The sequence below is a fragment of the Pseudomonas sp. MH9.3 genome, from assembly GCF_034354675.1.
Taxonomy (GTDB): domain Bacteria; phylum Pseudomonadota; class Gammaproteobacteria; order Pseudomonadales; family Pseudomonadaceae; genus Aquipseudomonas.
Window position 1 is genome coordinate 5,405,864 of record NZ_CP133785.1, and the last position, 20,032, is coordinate 5,425,895.

16 protein-coding genes are annotated in these 20,032 nt (G+C 52.7%); 10 read left to right on the forward strand and 6 right to left on the reverse strand.

Annotated elements, in window-relative coordinates; all coding sequences use genetic code 11:
• Nucleotides 1-376: 376 nt before the first annotated feature.
• The 10 genes from tviB (at nt 377) to RHM60_RS24190 (ending at nt 13,688) form a co-directional block, all read left to right on the forward strand.
• On the forward strand, nt 377-1,654 hold the full coding sequence (tviB, locus tag RHM60_RS24145; protein WP_209980379.1) for a Vi polysaccharide biosynthesis UDP-N-acetylglucosamine C-6 dehydrogenase TviB: 1,278 nt from the start codon (nt 377-379) through the stop codon (nt 1,652-1,654).
• A 44-nt stretch (nt 1,655-1,698) separates the two neighbouring features.
• Nucleotides 1,699-2,724: an NAD-dependent epimerase/dehydratase family protein gene (locus tag RHM60_RS24150; protein WP_322213022.1), complete on the forward strand. Its 1,026-nt coding sequence runs from the start codon at nt 1,699-1,701 to the stop codon at nt 2,722-2,724.
• A gap of 283 nt (nt 2,725-3,007) precedes the next feature.
• A complete protein-coding gene (gene asnB / locus RHM60_RS24155) occupies nt 3,008-4,894 on the forward strand; it encodes an asparagine synthase (glutamine-hydrolyzing) (RefSeq protein WP_322213023.1) in 1,887 nt (628 codons plus the stop codon).
• The gene (locus tag RHM60_RS24160; protein WP_209980389.1) at nt 4,891-6,033 is read left to right on the forward strand and encodes a glycosyltransferase family 4 protein; all 1,143 of its coding nucleotides are present in this window, start codon (nt 4,891-4,893) and stop codon (nt 6,031-6,033) included. The genes asnB (RHM60_RS24155) and RHM60_RS24160 overlap by 4 nt, the downstream gene beginning before the upstream one ends.
• Nucleotides 6,034-7,989: an asparagine synthase (glutamine-hydrolyzing) gene (gene asnB / locus RHM60_RS24165; RefSeq protein WP_322213024.1), complete on the forward strand. Its 1,956-nt coding sequence runs from the start codon at nt 6,034-6,036 to the stop codon at nt 7,987-7,989. It abuts the gene before it with no gap.
• On the forward strand, nt 7,989-9,119 hold the full coding sequence (locus RHM60_RS24170) for a glycosyltransferase family 4 protein (protein WP_209980394.1): 1,131 nt from the start codon (nt 7,989-7,991) through the stop codon (nt 9,117-9,119). Before asnB (RHM60_RS24165) ends, RHM60_RS24170 begins: the two co-directional genes overlap by 1 nt.
• On the forward strand, nt 9,116-10,078 hold the full coding sequence (locus RHM60_RS24175; RefSeq protein WP_209980396.1) for a UDP-glucose 4-epimerase family protein: 963 nt from the start codon (nt 9,116-9,118) through the stop codon (nt 10,076-10,078). The genes RHM60_RS24170 and RHM60_RS24175 overlap by 4 nt, the downstream gene beginning before the upstream one ends.
• A gap of 45 nt (nt 10,079-10,123) precedes the next feature.
• Nucleotides 10,124-11,158: an MraY family glycosyltransferase gene (locus RHM60_RS24180; RefSeq protein ID WP_209980398.1), complete on the forward strand. Its 1,035-nt coding sequence runs from the start codon at nt 10,124-10,126 to the stop codon at nt 11,156-11,158.
• Nucleotides 11,159-11,244: 86 nt separating this feature from the next.
• Nucleotides 11,245-13,239 carry a polysaccharide biosynthesis protein gene (locus RHM60_RS24185; protein ID WP_209980401.1) on the forward strand — a complete coding sequence of 665 codons (1,995 nt, stop codon included), beginning with the start codon at nt 11,245-11,247 and terminating at the stop codon, nt 13,237-13,239.
• A gap of 110 nt (nt 13,240-13,349) precedes the next feature.
• Entirely contained in the window at nt 13,350-13,688 is a 339-nt protein-coding gene (locus RHM60_RS24190; RefSeq protein WP_322213026.1) for a ComEA family DNA-binding protein, read from the forward strand.
• A gap of 40 nt (nt 13,689-13,728) precedes the next feature.
• On the opposite strand, the gene RHM60_RS24195 is transcribed toward RHM60_RS24190, so the two are convergent.
• The 6 genes from RHM60_RS24195 to RHM60_RS24220 are packed head-to-tail and all read right to left on the reverse strand — an operon-like array spanning nt 13,729 to nt 20,031.
• On the reverse strand, nt 13,729-14,916 hold the full coding sequence (locus RHM60_RS24195) for a hypothetical protein (RefSeq protein WP_322213027.1): 1,188 nt from the start codon (nt 14,914-14,916) through the stop codon (nt 13,729-13,731).
• Nucleotides 14,913-15,839: a glycosyltransferase family 2 protein gene (locus RHM60_RS24200; RefSeq protein ID WP_209980407.1), complete on the reverse strand. Its 927-nt coding sequence runs from the start codon at nt 15,837-15,839 to the stop codon at nt 14,913-14,915. The genes RHM60_RS24195 and RHM60_RS24200 overlap by 4 nt, the downstream gene beginning before the upstream one ends.
• The gene (locus RHM60_RS24205; protein ID WP_209980409.1) at nt 15,836-17,080 is read right to left on the reverse strand and encodes an O-antigen translocase; all 1,245 of its coding nucleotides are present in this window, start codon (nt 17,078-17,080) and stop codon (nt 15,836-15,838) included. The genes RHM60_RS24200 and RHM60_RS24205 overlap by 4 nt, the downstream gene beginning before the upstream one ends.
• On the reverse strand, nt 17,077-18,183 hold the full coding sequence (locus tag RHM60_RS24210) for a DegT/DnrJ/EryC1/StrS family aminotransferase (protein WP_209980411.1): 1,107 nt from the start codon (nt 18,181-18,183) through the stop codon (nt 17,077-17,079). Before RHM60_RS24210 ends, RHM60_RS24205 begins: the two co-directional genes overlap by 4 nt.
• A complete protein-coding gene (locus RHM60_RS24215) occupies nt 18,176-19,117 on the reverse strand; it encodes a GNAT family N-acetyltransferase (RefSeq protein WP_209980412.1) in 942 nt (313 codons plus the stop codon). Before RHM60_RS24215 ends, RHM60_RS24210 begins: the two co-directional genes overlap by 8 nt.
• Nucleotides 19,111-20,031, reverse strand: coding sequence for a hypothetical protein (locus RHM60_RS24220; RefSeq protein WP_322213031.1), 921 nt, complete (start codon nt 20,029-20,031; stop codon nt 19,111-19,113). The genes RHM60_RS24215 and RHM60_RS24220 overlap by 7 nt, the downstream gene beginning before the upstream one ends.
• Between the last annotated feature and the right edge of the window lies 1 nt (nt 20,032).

Sequence of the window (20,032 nt, forward strand, 5' to 3'; positions counted from 1 at the left end):
TCTGGCTTTGGCAGATACATGTGGTGCGGTTTATGTTCTGCTGGCGCTTATTTGGTGAAGCATCTCGTAGTATTATGCTTACCAAACGTCCTCGCTCAAGGGTGTAGCGGGTTTACGCTGTTTTTGCAGGTGTTGACTTTTGAACGGTTAAGCTCGGCTAAACCATCCGGGTACAGGCATGGCAAAGTGATATTGGCTTGAGCGATCAATCAGCTGGCGCGCAGAAAGCGCCAGCAAGCAGCTGGAGATTTCTTGCCGGTGGGCGAGCTCAGCTTGCGGGGGACCTGCTGTCAGAGGTCTTGATTCACGGGGATGTTGACGTATTCAGCGCTGAAGATGGTTCAGTGAAATTTTATTTTATTATTAGGCTTTAATTATGCAAAAACTGGAAGATATTAAGCTCGCCATTATAGGTCTTGGATATGTTGGCCTGCCCCTCGCGGTGGAGTTTGGCAAGCATCGGACGGTGGTTGGGTTTGACATCAACCAGCCGCGTATCCAGGCCTTGAGAGCCGGGCACGACTCCACGCTGGAAGTGAGCGATGAGGAGTTGAAGCAGGCCGGTAAGCTCAGCTTCAGTTTTAATCTGGACGAATTGTCCAGCTGCAATACGTTTGTGGTGACAGTGCCTACGCCGATTGATGAGTACAACCAACCAGACCTTACGCCACTGATCAAGGCATCAGAAAGTATCGGTAAGGTGCTGAAGAAAGGCGACCTGGTTATTTATGAGTCGACCGTCTATCCCGGCGCAACTGAAGAAGACTGTGTGCCCGTCCTTGAGAAATTTTCCGGATTAAAATTCAACGTCGATTTCTTTGCCGGATACAGCCCTGAGCGTATTAATCCGGGAGACAAGGAGCATCGTGTCACTACCATCAAGAAGGTGACTTCTGGATCCACACCTGAGATCGCCGATCTGGTGGATGCTCTTTACAACCAGATCATCATTGCGGGCACGCACAAGGCAAGCAGCATTAAAGTTGCCGAAGCTGCAAAAGTTATTGAAAACACCCAGCGTGACTTAAACATCGCTCTGATCAATGAGCTGGCCATTATTTTCAATAAAATGGGTATTGATACGGAGTCAGTGCTCCAGGCTGCGGGCACGAAATGGAATTTCCTGCCATTCCGGCCAGGCTTGGTGGGCGGGCACTGCATCGGCGTCGACCCCTACTACCTGACTCACAAGGCTCAATCCATCGGCTATCACCCCGAAATCATTCTTGCGGGACGCCGTCTCAATGACGGAATGGGCGCGTATGTGGTCTCCCAGTTGGTAAAAACGATGGTTAAGCGCCGTATTCATGTCGATGGCGCTCGTGTATTGATTATGGGCCTGGCGTTCAAGGAAAACTGCCCGGACCTGCGTAACACGCGAATCGTGGATATTGTCAATGAGTTGAAAGAGTACAACATTGCAGTGGATATCTATGATCCATGGGTCAGCCCTGAAGAGGCCAACCATGAATATGGCATAACGCCTATTGCCGAACCGGGCACTGATGTCTATGACGGTATTGTGCTGGCCGTTGCGCATAATGAATTCAAGGCTCTGGGTGCTGAAAAAATTCGCAAGTTTGGTAAGGCTGAGCATGTTCTCTACGATCTGAAATACCTGCTGAGCCGTGAAGAGTCTGATATTCGTTTGTAATTTTATTTATGCGTTCTATTTTTCAATAAACGAAGAGCCAATTTATGTCCCGCTATGAAACGCTCCTGGAAACACTCAAGACTTCACCTAAAACGTGGTTGATCACTGGAGTAGCTGGATTTATTGGCTCCAATTTATTGGAGACTTTGCTTGGTCTGAATCAAGTTGTTGTCGGCCTTGACAACTTTGCGACGGGCCATCAGCGCAATCTCGATGAGGTTAAAGGTACGGTCACTGCGCAGCAGTGGGCTCGTTTTAGCTTCATCGAAGGTGACATCAAGGTATTGGATGACTGTCAGCGCGCATGTGGAGGGGTGGATTACGTATTGCACCAGGCGGCGCTTGGGTCGGTACCACGTTCCCTCAATGATCCAATCGCTACGAATGCTACCAATATTGATGGGTTCCTTAACATGTTGGTGGCGGCCAGGGATGCGCAAGTAAAAAGTTTCACTTACGCTGCCAGTAGTTCTACGTACGGAGATCACCCGGGTTTGCCGAAAGTGGAAGACGTTATTGGCAAACCTCTCTCCCCGTACGCAGTTACCAAGTATGTCAACGAGCTTTACGCGGAAGTATTCGCTAGGTGTTATGGTTTTGAAACCATCGGTCTGCGTTACTTTAACGTGTTTGGTAAGCGTCAGGATCCGGAGGGCGCCTATGCTGCGGTGATCCCTAAATGGGCCGCTTCCATGATTAAGAATCAAGAGGTTTTTATTAACGGAGACGGCGAAACCAGCAGGGATTTCTGCTTTATCGAGAACACAGTTCAAGCCAATCTGCTGGCCGCTACCGTGACTGAGTCCGCAGCGCGAAATCAAGTTTATAACGTCGCGGTCAGCGGGCGTACCGACCTTAATATGCTGTTTTCTGCGCTACGCCAGTCGTTGTCGCAGCACGGTATAAGTTATGAAAAATCGCCCGTGTATCGTGATTTTCGTGCAGGCGATGTTCGGCATTCTCAGGCTGATATCGGAAAGATAAAAACGCTGTTGGGCTATGAGCCGAAGTTTGATATTCAGCAGGGTATTACGAAAGCAATGGGCTGGTATTCGACTTTTCTGAAGTAATGGTTGCTTGCCTTATTTTCGGAGTGTCTCAGGCGCCCAATCTAGGGGCGCTCGAGCCTTTTGTTTTATTGTGCCTGCGGGCGGCTCACCGAAGAAGTCAGCGTCGATGAGTGCTGTACGGCCATTTATTTCTAATGAAATTTCAAAGGTTTTTTATTTTGTTAACGATAGGTCGTCCCCTGCTTTAGTTGTTCACGGCATACGATGCTGGTGACATCCTGAGACTGCTTGGGATATCTCGTAAGCTAGGATCGCGATTAAATACGTTCAGGGGAATTGAGGCATGTGTGGGTTTTCTGGTTTCTTCGCATCAGCCCCTCTGGGTGATGGCGCAAATGACATCCTGGCGGCGATGGGTAACGCGATTTACAGCCGCGGCCCCGATGATGCCGGAACATGGTCGGACGCATCACTTGGAATAGGCCTGTCGCACCGTCGGCTTGCAATTGTCGATCTTTCAGCCGCGGGCCATCAGCCCATGCATTCTTCCAGCGGACGCTACGTCATGGCGTTCAATGGCGAGATTTATAACCACCTTTCGTTGCGCAGCCTCCTCACCACCGAGTACGGCGAAACCTGGCGTGGGCACTCGGATACAGAAACCTTACTGGCCTGCTTCGAGCGATGGGGCGTGGAGAAAACCCTGCAGGCGACGGTAGGAATGTTTGCCATTGCGTTATGGGACACGCAGGAGCGCCAGTTGATACTGGCCCGCGATCGATTGGGAGAGAAACCCCTGTATTGGGGCTGGCATAACGATGTTCTGTTATTTGGATCGGAACTCAAGGCGCTTAAGGTACACCCGGCCTTTTCGGCCAATATCGATCGCGATGCTCTGGCACTGTACCTGAGGCACAATTATGTTCCGGCGCCGTACAGTATTTATCAGGGTATTGAAAAACTCGCGCCTGGACATTACGTCGCGATCTCGCTTGGGCAAAAGCGAGCGTCCGTCGATTTGATTCCATTCTGGTCTTTCAATGCTGCTGTAAAGGCCGGTCTCGGCAATCCACTGCAAGCCGATAGCAAGACTGTAGTGGACACGCTCGAGACCCAGCTTGATCAGAGTATTGGCATGCAAATGCTCGCCGATGTCCCATTGGGCGCGTTCTTGAGCGGCGGCGTCGATAGCAGCTTGATCGTGTCACTCATGCAGAAGCAAAGCTCGCGCCCGGTGAAAACCTTCACGATAGGTTTCAGCGAAGATGGTTTTAACGAAGCGGAGCATGCGCTCGCAGTTTCTCGCCACCTGCATACCGAACACAGTGAAATTTATATTCAAGCCAAGGATGCGCTGAATATCATTCCAGAATTGCCGCGCATCTATTGCGAACCGTTTGCCGACAGTTCGCAAATACCTACCTTCCTTGTCAGCCAAATGGCGCGTGAGCATGTCACCGTTACGTTGAGCGGTGATGCAGGTGATGAACTGTTTGGCGGGTATAACCCTTACCAGTTTGCGCCGCGCATATGGAGCAAGGTCAGCAAAGTACCAAGCGGGCTGCGCCACGTGGCGGCGAGTTCGTTGAAGCAGTTACCGCTTAAAGGCAGGGCTGAAAAACTGGTTGATATTCTTGATTGTCGTAATCGCGAGGACTTCTATTGCCAGCTTGTCAGCCATTGGAAGACGCCCTCGAACGCGCTAATCAGTGGAAATGAAGGCCCGACATTGCTCAACACGCCAGCCAAATGGCCGGCTGTGACGGGCTTTGAAGAGTGGATGATGGCAATGGATGCTCAGACCTACATGGTCGACGATATCCTTGTAAAGGTGGATCGCGCTGCCATGGCTAACAGTCTGGAGACACGCGTTCCGTTGCTCGATCATCGTGTTGTCGAGTTGGCATGGCGTATACCTCTGGATATGAAAATTCGTGGAGGGGTTGGTAAATGGGCGTTGAAAGAGGTTCTATACCGCCACGTTCCACGCGCGTTGATAGAACGACCAAAAAAAGGGTTTTCCATTCCGATTGCGGCCTGGTTGCGCGGGCCTCTCAGAGAGTGGTCGGAAGTGTTGCTGAATGAAAAACGTCTACAGCAAGAAGGATTTTTTCATCCATCGGTGATCCGAAGGGTGTGGGAGCAACATCTGAGCGGCCGGGCCGACCATTCGAGCAAGCTGTGGGGTGTATTGATGTTTCAAGCTTGGCTGGAGGAACAGGGACGTTGAAAGTAGCCCATATCATCGTTGGTCTGCATATTGGCGGTGCGGAGTTGATGCTGCTGCGCCTGTGTGAATCATTCAAGGCGCGTGGTGAGGATGAGCATCGCGTGATCTCCCTGACCGACCTGGGTGAAGTGGGGGTGCGGCTTCGAGCCAGCGGCATTGCCGTCGAAACCCTGCATATGCGCGGCAAGTGGGACTTGCTGGGCGTTACTATCAAGTTGGTCAGTGATCTTCGTCGGCAGAAGCCCGATATCGTGCAGACCTGGATGTACCACTCTGATCTCGTTGGAGGCATAGCAGCGCGTCTGGTCGGAGTGAGAGGTGTCATATGGGGCGTCAGGACTACGGATGTAAGCAGCGGTGGGGGCAAGGCCACGATTATCATTCGAAAACTGTGTGCGTGGCTCTCCAGATCCATCCCTGACGTGATTGTCTGCGCTGCACAAGCATCGCGAAAAACCCATGTTGAAGTCGGCTATGCGCCGGATCGAATGACGGTCATACCTAATGGCTTTGATCTTGCGCGACTGGTAGCCACACCCTCTGAGCGTGACGCCATTCGAGAAGCTCATGGCATTGGGCGTGATGAGCTTGTGATCGGCAGTCTCGGCCGTTTCAACGCGGTCAAGGACCACGCCAACTTTGTAAAAGCCGCAGGCATGGTTGCTGGTCAGTTTGCGAACGTCAGGTTTCTGATGGTAGGGCGCGATGTTGATCAGAATAATGCAGCGCTGATGGCCGATATTGCTTCCACCGGTCACGCAGATCGGTTTGTCCTGCTCGGTGAGCGTAAGGACGTTGCTGCCTGTTTCAAAGCCATGGATATTTTTTGCCTGCATTCATTCACCGAAGGCTTCCCCAACGTTCTTGGCGAAGCCATGAGTATGGCATTGCCTTGCGTCACCACCGATGTGGGCGATGCAGCATTCCTGTTGGGTGGATTGGGTCCGGTAGTGCCTGCACAGAATGCTCGGCGGCTATCCGAAGCATTCGTCTCGGTACTTTCTGCAACAGCGTCAGAGCGTGCCGCGATGGGGCAGAGCGTTTATAAGCGCATCGCCGAAAATTTCACAATGAAATGTACCGAGTATCAATACAAAGACCTATATCATCGCTTTCTTTCGAATCAGGGTGCCCAGTAAATGTGTGGTTTGAGCGGTATTTTCAGCTCGCGTAACGGCGAACTCGAGGCTGTTGTTCGGTTGATGAACACATCGCTCATTCATCGAGGCCCGGACGACAGCGGTGTGTGGGTTGACGAGAATGCGGGAATCGCCTTGGGGCATCGGCGTCTTGCAATTGTTGACCTCTCTGAAGCTGGGCATCAACCGATGCATTCCAGTTGCGGACGATTTGTCATCGTCTTCAATGGCGAGATCTATAACCATGGCGAACTAAGGCAAGCGTTGCATGACGATGGTCTTATCTCGACGGGCCTGAAAGGCCATTCGGACACCGAAGTGCTTCTGGCCGGGCTTGCGAGCTGGGGTGTTGAAAAGACCCTGAATGCATCGGTGGGCATGTTTGCGTTTGCGCTGTGGGACCGGCAAGAGCAGGTCCTGACGCTGGGCCGTGATCGTATGGGCGAGAAGCCGCTTTATTATGGCTGGCAGGATGACATCTTGCTCTTCGGCTCGGAGCTCAAAGCCATCAAGGCGTTTCCGGCGTTTCGCGCGGAAATTGATCGCAATGCGTTGACGCTGTTGCTTCGCCACAATTGCATCCCGGCGCCATACAGCATTTACAAAGGCATCGCCAAGCTTCAGAGCGGTCATTATGTTGTCCTGCCTCTGACTGATCTCTCTGCTGCGAAATCCGCTATCCCCCAGCCGTATTGGCGCCTTAATGACGCAGTGGCCAAAGGTCTTGCTGACCCGTTCACCGGCAGCCCCGAGGCGGCGACTGATCTGCTCGAGGCTCAATTGCGGTCGAGCATTGGTCAGCAAATGCTGGCCGATGTACCGGTGGGCGCTTTCCTGAGCGGAGGCGTGGACAGCAGCGCGGTTGTGGCCCTGATGCAAACCCAGAGCACCCAGCCGGTACGCACGTTCACCATCGGCTTCGATGAGGGAGGGTTCGACGAGGCGGTACATGCCAAGGCTGTGTCCAGGCACCTGGGCACCCAGCACACTGAGCTGTATGTACGTCCTCAGGACGCTGCAGCGGTAATACCGCGCCTGTCTTCCATGTATTGCGAACCTTTCAGCGATAGCTCGCAGATTCCCACCTTCCTTGTCAGTCAACTGGCCAGCCAACAATTGAAGGTTGTACTCAGTGGGGACGGCGGTGACGAATTGTTCGGTGGCTACAACCGGTACCTGAGCGCAAAAAAGATATGGTCGAAGATGCAGCATGTGCCGTCGTTCGCGCGACAGGCCAGCGCGAGCCTTTTACGATCGGTATCTCCCACCACGTGGGACAGTCTTTTCAACCTGGCAAAGCCGCTGCTTCCCAGCAGGTTTCATGTGAGCGGGCCTGGGGACAAGGCGCACAAACTGGCCAACGTGTTGAAGCTGGCGGACGGGCATGAATTCTACCTTCAACTGAACAGCCATTGGAGCGATCCGGCCAGCGTTGTCATCGGCGGTGAAGAGCCTGCGACAATGTTTACCGACGCATCCCGCTGGCCGAAGACCGATTCTTTCGAGCATTGGATGATGGCGATGGATGCTCAGACCTATATGTCGGATGACATCATGGTCAAGCTGGATCGGGCCTCCATGGCGGCGAGCATAGAAGGGCGTGTTCCCATGCTCGACCACCGAGTGGTCGAATTGGCGTGGCGTATGCCGCTTGATCTGAAAATCCGTAATGGTCAGGGGAAATGGCTGTTGCGTCAGGTCCTTTATCGCCACGTCCCGAAAGAGCTGATCGAGCGTCCCAAGCAAGGGTTTGGTATCCCGCTGGGTGAGTGGTTGCGCGGTTCTTTGCGCGAATGGGCCGAATCCCTCCTTGATGAAGCTCGCCTGGTCCGGGATGGCTACTTTCGGCCTGAGCCCATCAGGAAAATGTGGAGCGAGCATCTTCAGGGGCGAGGTAATTGGCAGTCTCACCTGTGGACCATCCTTATGTTCCAGGCGTGGTTGGATGAGCAGTGATGATTAAAACGTTGTTGTTTATAGTCAATGATCCGGGATTTTTTCTGTCCCATCGTCTGGCTGTTGCCAAAGGTGCGCAGGCGGCTGGCTATAAGGTTCATGTCGCCTGCATGCCAGGTGCTGCGGTTGCTGCAATCACGGCACAGGGTTTTGAGTTTCATCCTCTGCCGCTATCGCGCAGTGGCCGCAATCCGTTGGCGGAGCTGGGGCTGATGTTCACCATCTGGAAGTTGTTATGGCGCTTGAAACCAGATGTGCTTCACCTGGTGACCATCAAGCCGGTCCTTTATGGCGGCGTTGCTGCGCGCTTCGCTCCGGTTAAAGGCGTCGTCACGGCCATCTCCGGGTTGGGTTTCGTGTTTCTTTCCAAGGGCACCAAGGCTGCGCTGGTTCGGCGTCTGGTCAGTGCTTTTTATCGCCTGGCGTTGGGTAAGCGTAATCTGCGCTCGATCTTTCAAAACCCTGACGACCGAGACCTGTTGCTGGCGATGGGCGGGCTTACCGAGGCCAAGGTTGTGATGATTCGTGGCTCGGGTGTCGATCTGGCACTTTATGCGCACGTTCCAGAACCTCAGGGGCTACCTGTAGTCTGTCTCGCTGCGCGGCTTTTGCGCGATAAAGGCGTGGTGGAGTATGTTGAGGCTGCCAGGATATTGGCCAAGCGCGGGGTACAAGCCCGCTTTCAATTGATTGGCGATGTCGACCCTGGTAACCCTGCCACAGTCACCAGGGCTGAACTGGATGCGTGGCGCCAGGAGGGTATTGTCGAGTTGCTGGGATATCGCGACGATATTGCGCAACTGTTTTCAGACGCCAATATCGTAACCTTGCCCTCCTACCGTGAAGGGCTGCCGAAGGTGCTGGTTGAAGCTGCCGCCTGTGGTCGAGCTGTGGTTACCACCGATGTTCCCGGCTGTCGTGACGCAATTGACCCCGGCGTCACCGGGCTGCTGGTGCCGGTACGGGATGCACACGCGTTGGCCGATCAACTGCAACTGCTCATTGAAGATCCGGCGCTGCGGCGTCAGATGGGCGCTGCGGGTCGAGAACTGGCGGTACAGGCGTTTGCGATCGAAAAAATCGTGGAACAACATCTTGAGGTCTATCGTCAGTTGGAGCACACGGCTTGAATCATCAACACACATACTTCGTCACGGGTGCCAGCGGCTTCGTAGGTTCGGCAGTGGTCGAACGGCTGTCCTCGATGGCAGGTTGCACGGTGATGGCTCTGATTCGTCGCGATGGTGTTGCACTGCCGGCAACGGTCTCCCCGGTGAGAGCCGGCCCGGATTATCTGGCTGGCGAACCGCTTCCTCTTTGCGGTGTTGACGTTCTGGTGCACTGCGCTGCACGCGTTCACGTAATGTCCGATGCTTCCAGCGATCCGCTGACCGAATATCGCAAGGTCAACGTGGTGGGCACCTTGAAGCTGGCTGAACAAGCTGCGCAAGCGGGTGTGAAACGCTTTGTGTTCATCAGCTCGATAAAGGTCAACGGCGAGGGCACGCGTCCAGGGCAGCCTTACACCGCAGATGACGTCCCGGCTCCAGGCGATCCTTATGGCGTTTCCAAGATGGAAGCCGAGCAGCAACTTCGGTTGCTGGCGCAGAACACGGGCATGGAAGTCGTCATAATTCGTCCGGTGCTCGTTTATGGTCCAGGGGTCAAGGCCAATTTTCGCAGCATGATGAGTTGGCTGAACAAAGGTGTCGTGCTGCCTCTGGGCGCCATTGGCAACCAGCGCAGCCTGGTCGCACTGGATAACCTGGTGGACCTTATCGTAACTTGCATGACCCATCCGGCTGCGGCTGGCCAGACGTTTCTGGCCAGTGACGGTGAAGACCTCTCGACCACCCAGTTGCTCAGGCGCATGGGGGCGGCGCTGGGTAAGCCGGCACGACTGCTGCCGGTGCCAGCCATGCTGCTGGAGTGGGGGGCGGCATTGATTGGTCGCAAGTCTATCGGCCAGCGGCTGTGCGGGTCTTTACAAGTCGATATTACAAAGGCACGGGATCTGCTGGGGTGGGTGCCGCCCATGTCTGTTTCCGAAGCACTGAAAAAGACGGCGGCAAGTTTCAAGGAAGTTTGATTTAGAAGGAGGGTCCGTTCCCCGGACCGCCAATTGGAGCTGTGGATGATTCACTTATTGTGGCTTGCGCCCGTTGTGGCGGCCCTTGCACTTCTGCTTACCTGGATCCTGCGACGCTATGCGTTGGCAAACAGCATGATCGATATACCCAATGCCCGTAGCTCCCACTCCATTCCCACCCCCCGCGGGGGCGGTGTGGCGATCGTGTTGAGCTTCCTGATCGCACTGCCGATCCTGTATCTGGGAGACGAGATTTCACGCTCGGTTACATGGGCTTTGATGGGGGCGGGCGCTGCCATTGCGATCCTTGGGTTTCTCGATGATCACGGGCATGTCGCAGCAAGATGGCGTCTACTTGGCCATTTTGGTGCGTCCATCTGGGCACTTTTCTGGCTGGGCGGACTCCCTCCCATCAGCTTGCCTGGCATGGTCGTTGACCTCGGGTGGTTGGGTCACATACTCGCTGCGTTTTACCTGGTGTGGTTGCTCAACCTCTACAACTTCATGGACGGCATTGATGGGCTCGCCAGTATCGAAGCGTTGTGCGTCTGCCTGGGCGCCTGCCTGATCTATGCGGCGACGGGGAATCAGGCGCTCATCTGGGCTCCATTATTGTTGAGCATGGCAGTCCTGGGCTTTCTTTACTGGAACTTTCCGCCGGCGCGTATTTTCATGGGCGATGCCGGCAGTGGCTTTCTCGGCATCATCCTGGGCATATTTTCGCTGCAGGCAGCGTGGCAGGATATGGCATTTTTATGGGTGTGGTTGATACTGCTTGGCGTATTCGTTGTAGACGCCACCTTCACGCTTATCAGGCGCCTGCTGCGCGGCGACAAGGTTTATGAAGCTCATCGCAGTCATGCCTATCAATTCGCCTCACGTCAGGTTGGCCGACATTTGCCTGTCACCCTGGCGGTGCTCGCGATTAATTTATTATGGTTGATACCTATCGCACTTTCTGTGGCTTTATTGGGTCTCAATGGTTTGGCGGGTTTGCTTATCGCCTATATACCGCTGGTGCTGCTGGCTATCAAATACCGTGCGGGTGAGTTGGAAAAAACCGTCTCACCTTCGGCGTAATTCGCGTACAGAACAATAAGGCCATTCAAGTGTTCAATGCCGGTCATGCAGAGCAGGTCAGGAGCGTTAGAGGTGTTTAAAGGGTTATGAGTAAAATTCGATCTTACCTGCTGGCGCTTCCTCGCAGGCGCAAACGCATCCTGCAGGTCATCACAGATATCCTCCTGGTCTGGCTCGCCCTGTGGATGGCGTTTGTCGTGCGCCTAGGGGTGGATGACATGATCAACCCGGTGGCCCTTCACCAATGGTTGTTCCTCTGCGCTCCGGTTGTCGCTATTCCACTGTTCGTGCGTTTTGGCATGTACCGTGCTGTCATGCGGTACTTTGGCAACGACGCCCTGATTGCGATCATCAAGGCCGTCAGTCTTTCATCTTTGATTCTAGGTGTAGTGGTTTACTGGTACAGCAATCACCAGAACGTGGTGCCACGTTCCATCATCTTCAATTATTGGTGGCTTAGCTTGATCATGGTTGGCGGATTGCGTCTGGCCATGCGGCAGTACTTTCTGGGCGACTGGTTCGCTGCGGCTCAGCACGTGCCGTTCACCAGCCGTGACGACGGCTTGCCGCGGGTCGCGATCTACGGTGCAGGCGCGGCGGGCAACCAATTGGTGGCTGCGTTGCGCATGGGCCGAGTCATGCGTCCTGTCGCTTTTATCGACGACGATGACAGCATCTCTGATCGTGTCATCTCCGGGCTGCAAGTGTATAAACCCCGGCACATTCAACGCATGATCGACGCGACGGGCGCGCAGGAAATCCTGCTGGCAATTCCGTCTTCCAATCGTGGCAGGCGCCGCGAAATTCTCGGCTTCCTTGAAGGTTTCCCACTGCATGTACGCAGCGTCCCCGGCTTCATGGACCTTGCAAGCGGCCGTGTAAAGGTAGACGACATTCAGGAAGTGGATATTGCCGACCTGCTGGGGCGCGACGCCGTGCCGGCCCAGGAGGAGCTTCTGGAACACTGCATCAAGGGGCAGTCCGTGCTGGTCACAGGGGCGGGTGGTTCGATCGGTTCCGAACTCTGCCGACAGATCCTGTCACTGCAGCCCACCACCTTGTTGTTGTTCGAGCATAGTGAGTTCAACCTCTACAGCATTTTGTCGGAGCTCGAACAACGGATCGTTCGTGAATCGTTGCCGGTTCGTGTATTGCCCATACTCGGGTCAATACGCAATGAGGCGAAGTTGCTCGACATCATGAAAACCTGGAGCGTGGACACGGTTTACCACGCAGCCGCCTACAAGCACGTACCGATGGTCGAGCACAATATTGCCGAAGGTGTGCTTAATAATGTGATCGGTACCTTGAACACTGCCCAGGCTGCTCTGCAGGCCGGCGTGTTGAACTTCGTACTGATTTCAACCGATAAGGCGGTTCGCCCAACTAACGTGATGGGCAGCACCAAACGCCTCGCCGAACTGACACTGCAGGCCCTCAGTCGTGAACTGGCGCCGGTGTTGTTTGGTGACAGTGCCAATGTATCGCGCGTCAACAAGACCCGGTTCACCATGGTTCGCTTTGGTAATGTTCTAGGGTCGTCGGGATCGGTGATTCCGTTGTTCCACAAGCAGATCAAATCCGGCGGGCCGCTGACGGTCACTCACCCGAAGATCACGCGCTATTTCATGACTATTCCCGAGGCCGCCCAACTGGTGATCCAGGCTGGCTCCATGGGGCTTGGCGGAGATGTGTTCGTACTTGACATGGGGGAGCCGGTAAAGATTACCGAACTGGCGGAAAAGATGATTCATCTCTCCGGTCTTAGCGTTCGGTCCGAAAAAAATCCCCTCGGTGACATCGCGATTGAATTCACGGGATTGCGTCCTGGTGAAAAGCTTTACGAGGAGTTACTGATTGGTGACAACGTCGTTGCCACCCAGCACCCGATGATCATGAGTGCCAACGAAGATCACCTCTCCTGGGATCTGCTCAAGGACATGCTGACGCAACTGCTTGCCGCCGTAGAACAGCACGATTACACGCGCGTGCGTCAGCTCCTGAGGGACACCGTGAGCGGCTATTCCCCGGACGGCGAAATTGTCGATTGGATCTATCAGCAACGCCGCTTGGAACCCTGAGAAAACACCTTGTTACTCAGCCATTTTTGACGTTCTCCAAAGATCTTCTAATTTGAAAAAGCAGCTTCGGAAAGCTGCTTTCTCTTTTTAGATGTCATGGAGTGTCACCAATGCAAAACGCCTACATTTCCGCTCTCGTCTTTACCCTGCTTACAAATTTCTCACTTGCAGCAACAGCTGCTCCTGCACCCTCCCTCTACGTTGCTTCACCAATCCCGGTCGCTGCTCAGGTAGAAATCGCTGCGCAAAATGCCAAGGTCAATCTCAACACTGCCGACGCGCAAACGTTGCGACTCAACCTGTTTGGTATTGGTGCAGCCAAAGCCAAAGCGATTGTGGCTTATCGAGAAAGCAATGGGCCTTTCACAGCTGTAGATGAACTGCTTGAGGTGAAGGGAATAGGCAAAGCGCTAATGGAGAAAAACCGCGACAGATTGGAGATCAAATAACCCAATCAAACAGGCCGGTCATCGACCGGCCTGTTCCCGACTATAGTGGAGCTTTCTTAAGTGAAATTTCCCTACAGCCCGCAGCCGCAATCAGAAGCAGGAACGCAGGTGCGATAACCAGGGGTCTCTGAACAATCGACAATATCAATAGCAGCGAAAAAGCCATGCCATTGAAGTTCAAGAGCACTCTATGCCTCAGCGCAAAGCCCAACAGCGTCAGTACGAAGAATGCTGTGCCTAGAATGCCCGAGTGAAAGATGATTTTTTTGAAGCTGGCGGAGCCGCTGTCGTCTTCCTTCTCGCTGCCAAACATGAGTGAGCGCGCATCGGACGATTCCCACTCAGAAAATAGCTTGTTGAAGCCATCGGTATTGCGATTGTCTCCTGCGAGCCCCTCCGACTTATAGGCGAAGCGGTCATACATCACGGTCTTCAAATAATCATTTTGTGCAGACAGAATGACGAGTGCCACCATAACGCTTAATAGCACTATGTTACGTTTGTTACCGCGCACCGCTTCGATGGCGAAGTAAGCCAGGCTTAATATGAAAAACGCCATGGACAAACTTAGAATTCCGGAAATGAATATGATGAAGTTGCTGCGTGACCTCAGGTTGAACCTGTCTGCCGCCAGCAGCAGGGCAGCGAAGGTACCCAGCGCACCAGGCTCATCGAAAAAACCAAAAAACCGATAAAATGGATTGTCCAGCATATAGTCCAAAACCACGGTCATAGGGTAAACAAAATAGCCTACGCCATTTTGGGCTTTGAGTTGATCGGGAATTTTGTACTCAGGCAGAGGGCCCAGTAAGAATAATTTATTGTCACCGGTCAGATGATGCAAAAACCAGATGCATATACCGGGAAGCAGAAGAATGGCGATCAGCCGTTTTGATTTACGAAAAATATTCAAGATTTCGTTTGAGGGTATGCAATAAAAAACAAAATAGCCGGCCATGAAATATAAGCAGCCTAGAATACTGGCGCCGTAAAAATAGTAAAACAGGAAAACCATTACGGAGAAAAGCAGGCCAGAAAAGTATTCGCGTAGCGCAATATCTTTCTTGAGGAAAAAAAGCACCAGGCACACACCTGCGATCAGGGCCTGAAATTGAGGTGTATACCCCCAGATATAGAAAGGGTTCAATGCAATGACGATCCAGGTTGCCATCGCCCAGAGATAGGTTTTTTTTTGCAGCGTGAGACGCGTTTCTGAAATTTCAATCATCGATCAACCCGACATATAATCAGCGCCAATGCCAGCAATTTTTTGAAGCTCAAGTCGCCCAGAAGCGATCGAGTAATATATTTCAATGCGCCGCTATAATCCTTCTTTACCTTGTGCAGGTGCCGGGCGTATGAATAGTACAGGTTGCTTTTGCCTTTTTTTATAGCACTGTACAGTTCGGGGAAATAAAACTCGCACAGTGCCAGTGAAACCAGGCTGTCATCCAGGTAGCCCATATTTGACGCATGGCTCTGATGCACGCGGTATTGCGTCAGCGGTGTTTTTAATATGTAGATATCGCCTTTGCTGGCGATATGGTAGTAGAACAGGCTGTCTGATGCTTTAGGCAAGCGATAGTCGTAGCCAGAGGCTGGAATTCGATCAGCCCTCACCATAAAGCCCGGCACGGGCACCAGGGAGTTATTGGAGGCGATCAACTCATCGAGCCTGTAAACAGGGTTGTGTTTATTGAATTTGTCTTTCTGTATTTTTACCGCACGTCCCTGTCCGTCAATAACCTGCACATAGGACCCGCAGATGGAGAACTCAGGATGTTGCTCCAGGAACTCGACCTGTTGACTAATTCGTCCAGGCAGCATCAAATCATCGCCCGCAAACATGGCGACATATTTGCCTTTTGCAAGACGCAAGCCCGCATTGCAATTACCTGTTATCCCCTGGTTAGCGGAAGCAAGGTTAAGTATTATTTTTTCAGGGTTGGCGGCATGCATCTCCTGGAGAAGCGCGTCGGTACCATCTTTGGAAGCGTCATCACTGATGATAATTTCAATATTTGTGTAATCTTGCGATAAGATTGATTGAATGCACTCTTTGATATAGTTCGATTGGTTGTAAACGATGACCACAACGCTGACGAGTGGTTGTTCAGATAAGGGCAGCATCACGCTTGACTTAAGGCTCAATTAATTTTCCGCCATACGAAGAAATACAAAAATACCCAGTAGGCCATGTAGTTTACGCAGTAGCCCATTGTCGCCCCGATCAGACCGTAGGCGTTGGAGAATGCCACGACCAGTAGGCATAGTGTTATGGAGAAAATGATTTCAGAGATGATGAACTCTTTGATCATCGCCCGGCTAACCATCAAGTAGGATAAAATCCAGCTGCCTATTTTCATGGTGTCGCCAACCAGTTGCCACGTAAACAACGGGCGCATGGGTGCGAATTCCTTGGTAAACAATATCCAGATAATAAGGTCGCGAAAAACAAAAACGCCCAGCGACAGCAGCGCGGCCGCAGGCAGAATTATTTTATAGCCGGACATCACTTCGTGTTTGATCTGGCTGGCCGAAGTCAGTTCCGACAGCTTGGGCAGGTAATACACGCTCAGTGTCATTGTGACCACCATCATGTATGCACCGCTTAGCCGAGTCATCGCCTCCCAATAGCCAGCGGCTTCGGCGCTCAAGGAGTCATTCAGATAGGTCCTGATAAACAGGGAGCTCAGCGGAACGCATATGGCAGAGCACAGCGCCATAAATGTAAATCCGGTGAGTTTCCTCAGCGCACTGCGATCAAACTCGAAGGCAAATATACCGAGCCTGAACCAACTGGTTTTCAAGCAAACGCCCAATGTGAACAAACAGGCGATTGACTGATAAGACACCAGAGCAATGAGTGCCCCAAGAAAGTCGAAGCAATAAGCCAGGACCGCAGTAAAGAGCAACGAAAACAGGCTGCCCAGAATATTTGCGATCACATAGCCCTTGATCTCCTTCTTGCCGTTGAGTATGGCCAGGAGCAACGTGTTCACTACCATCGGCAACAGCCCGATGGCGAACACAATGAAAAGGTTGCTGTAGGCCCTGTCCCCGAGAAAAAACTCTGCGAGCTCTTTATCAAACACAATAATAAATATCGCACTGATGAGACTGCCCGATAACGCGATGCTGAAAGCCGTGCGCCAGACCTTCTCCTGCTTTAAAGCATCCTCTCCATACTCCGCGGTGTATTTGGTAACGCCGGTGCTGACCGCGCCACTCGCGAATGTCGAGAAAATCTGTACCGCATTTTGAAGCTGGCCTATGAGCGCGTAGCCCGAAGGACCGGTATAGATCGCGAGCACCTTATTTATGCCGAGCAGCGTAAATATTTTTACCAGCGACGCTATACCGCTCAACAGGCTTGTTTTTATCAGCTTCATGACGATACGTAGGCGTTGCACACTTCGATGACGTGCGAAACTTCATCATCACTGATTGTGGGATTCAACGGCAGACTCACCACTGTGTCGTGGATGTTCTCGGTGATCGGGAAGCTTTCAGTCGTCATACCGCGCAACGCCACTTGTTTGTGCGGAGCGGTGGGGTAATGGATTTGTGCTTGCACACCGTTATCGGAAAGATGGGACATGAACCCGTTGCGGTCGTCACATCGGATGACGAACAAGTGCCAGGCCTGGCTTTTGCCATCAGCCAGGTTCGGCAGCGTGATCAATCGATTATCGATGTTAGCAACGTAGTTCGCTGCAATCGCTCGCCGGCGGGCGTTTTCGTTATCGAGGTGCTTGAGCTTGACAGAGAGTATCGCCGCCTGCAGTTCGTCCAGTCGGCTATTGATCCCCGCATAACGATGTTGATATTTCGCCTCGCTGCCGTAGTTGCCCAAGGATCGAACAATGTCGGCAAACTCAGCATCATTGGTAGTGATCCCGCCGCCGTCGCCCAGCGCACCCAGGTTTTTCCCGGGGTAGAAACTGAAGCCTGCAGCATCTCCGAAGGCTCCTGCCTTCCTTCCGAAAGCCTCTGCGCCGTGTGCCTGCGCGGCATCTTCCAGAACCAGCAGACTATGAGCCTTGGCGATGTCATTGATTTTGTCCATTTCGGCCAATTGACCGTAAAGATGGACAGGTAACAAGACCTTGGTTTTTTCACTGATCCTGTTTTGAATTTGTCGGTGATCGATATTGTATGTGTCGAGGCATGGCTCCACTAGAACGGGTGTCAACCCACTTTCAATGATGGCCAGAATGCTAGCAATGTAGGTATTGGCTGGGACGATGACTTCATCGCCATCGTTAACCCGGCCTTGCTCTTTCCAGGCGCGCAGGGAAAGGGTGAGCGCGTCCAGGCCATTGCCCACACCGATGCAGTACTGGGTACCACAGTACGCTGCAAATGCCTGTTCAAACTGTTCGAGTTCTTCGCCCTTGATATACCAGCCGGACTTTATCACGCGCTCGGCGGCGGCCAGAATTTCTGCCTGGTATTGATCGTTGACTTGCTTCAAATCCAAAAACTTAATCATTCAATTCCAGCCTGTAAAAATCATGCACGATAGCCCGGGCGCTGAAGCTCTCTTTTTGTGCGATCAGCCCGGTGTTCAAGTAAAGCCCGCCACGCTCAGTCGAGATGCCGAAGCTGAAATACGCTTTGTCCGAGCGCTTGGCTTCATCAATGCAGCTTGCCAGGGTCAGATCGAGTGCCCCCGATTCCCTGCCGACTTCGTTTGCCGCGATGTATTGAGTATGCAAGACCTGCTCATAAGCAAATAGCAGCACACCACATATCAACTCTCCATCCTTGCGCACGACCCTCAGACGGATGTTTTCAGGAAAGCGCTCGTGGAGCAGAGCCATTTCATCGATCGAGTGAGTAGGTGTGGCACTGTGCTTCGATAGCACGCTGGAAAGCAGTGCGTGATAGGCCGACCAGTCCGTGGACTCCTCTACGCACAGACCGTTCTTCTTCGCTCTTGCAATCAACCATTTTCGGCCTTTTGAAAACTTGGGCTCTCGCTCCATATCAATGACGCTGGATATATCTCGCCGGAATAAGGTGGCGCCAACGATATTCAGCGCATACAAGTCTTCTTGAGCCGGGTGAGTGGCGAATATGTAAGGAATTGACTTGTATTCAAGGCGGCTGACAGTCTTTTCTTTCAGGAAGACTTTGAGCGTCTGCAGTATCTCAAGAACCTTCTCTGCTTTGACCTTGTGCGAAAGTATCAAGCCGCCGAACGTCAAACCTCCATGTGAATACACAACATTGTCCACAATGTTGGCGGGCAACACGGCAAGGAGTTGATCTTCTTCTTTGAACAGCAGAGAGAAGTCATTAAAGCGATCGGCGTGGTAATCCATGAAGGGGCGTTCGAAGATAAACAGCGGTGTCTTGCTGGTTCTGACGAACTCATTCCATTGGCTCTCGGCGTCTTGCTGATAAAGCTCGCAAATCACCATTGAACCAACTCCATCAGGCCAATACCTTCAACGCCCATATTGTTGCCATTGTAAAAAGCATAGACTTTATCCGCCGTGACACACAGGCGCGGATAGCACAGGTGCTGGTCGTCAAATCCTGCGTGCTCTGAAAGTGACATGCCTAATTCGTCATCCTTGCGCGTCCAGTTGATGCCGTCTTCGGAGTAGGCAACGCCTGGGAAATAATCCTTGCCGGTAATTCCGCCTTTTGTATAGAACATCATATAGCGACCGTTTATCTTGTAAACGGAGGGCCTGCCTATTCTATATTCATCACCTTCATTGTCGATGCAAAGATGATGGGGCCCTGGAAAGGAGATACCGTCAGGCGACTCTGTGTACCAGATGTTATAACGAGGGTATTGAACGCCGTTTATATCACACCAGCCATCTCCCAATGCATACCAAACCTTCCAACGCTCTTCGTCGTAGATCGCAGTATGTATTGCGCGGATCGTACGACCTTGGTGTACGCGATCAAGTACAGGCGCTTCAGAAACCCGGTCGAACCGAAGTCCGTCCTGGCTGGTCGCCAGGCCAGTGAAGGCAAGGAACTTCGCTTTTTTGACGATCTGGAAACCAACGTAGTACATTCTGATGGTGTCGCCATCGCGCACCACATCGCCCATGATGACGCCGTTATCGTCGAAACATCCGGGGCCACCCTCAGTCAATACTGGCTCTTTGCTAACACCCAGCACCTTGCGTGGGTCATGTGATGACACATCTACATAACCTATGCGGCTGACGCCGGCCTTGTCTCGAAACCCGGCATAAATTCTGATGACGTCCGGGTTCAATAAAAAAGGTGTTGGTGTAAGCGCTGAGTTCTCTGCCCAATCAGGAAGCTGGGTTCGAGCATCGAAGATCTGGCCTATCTTTTTCCAAAGCATG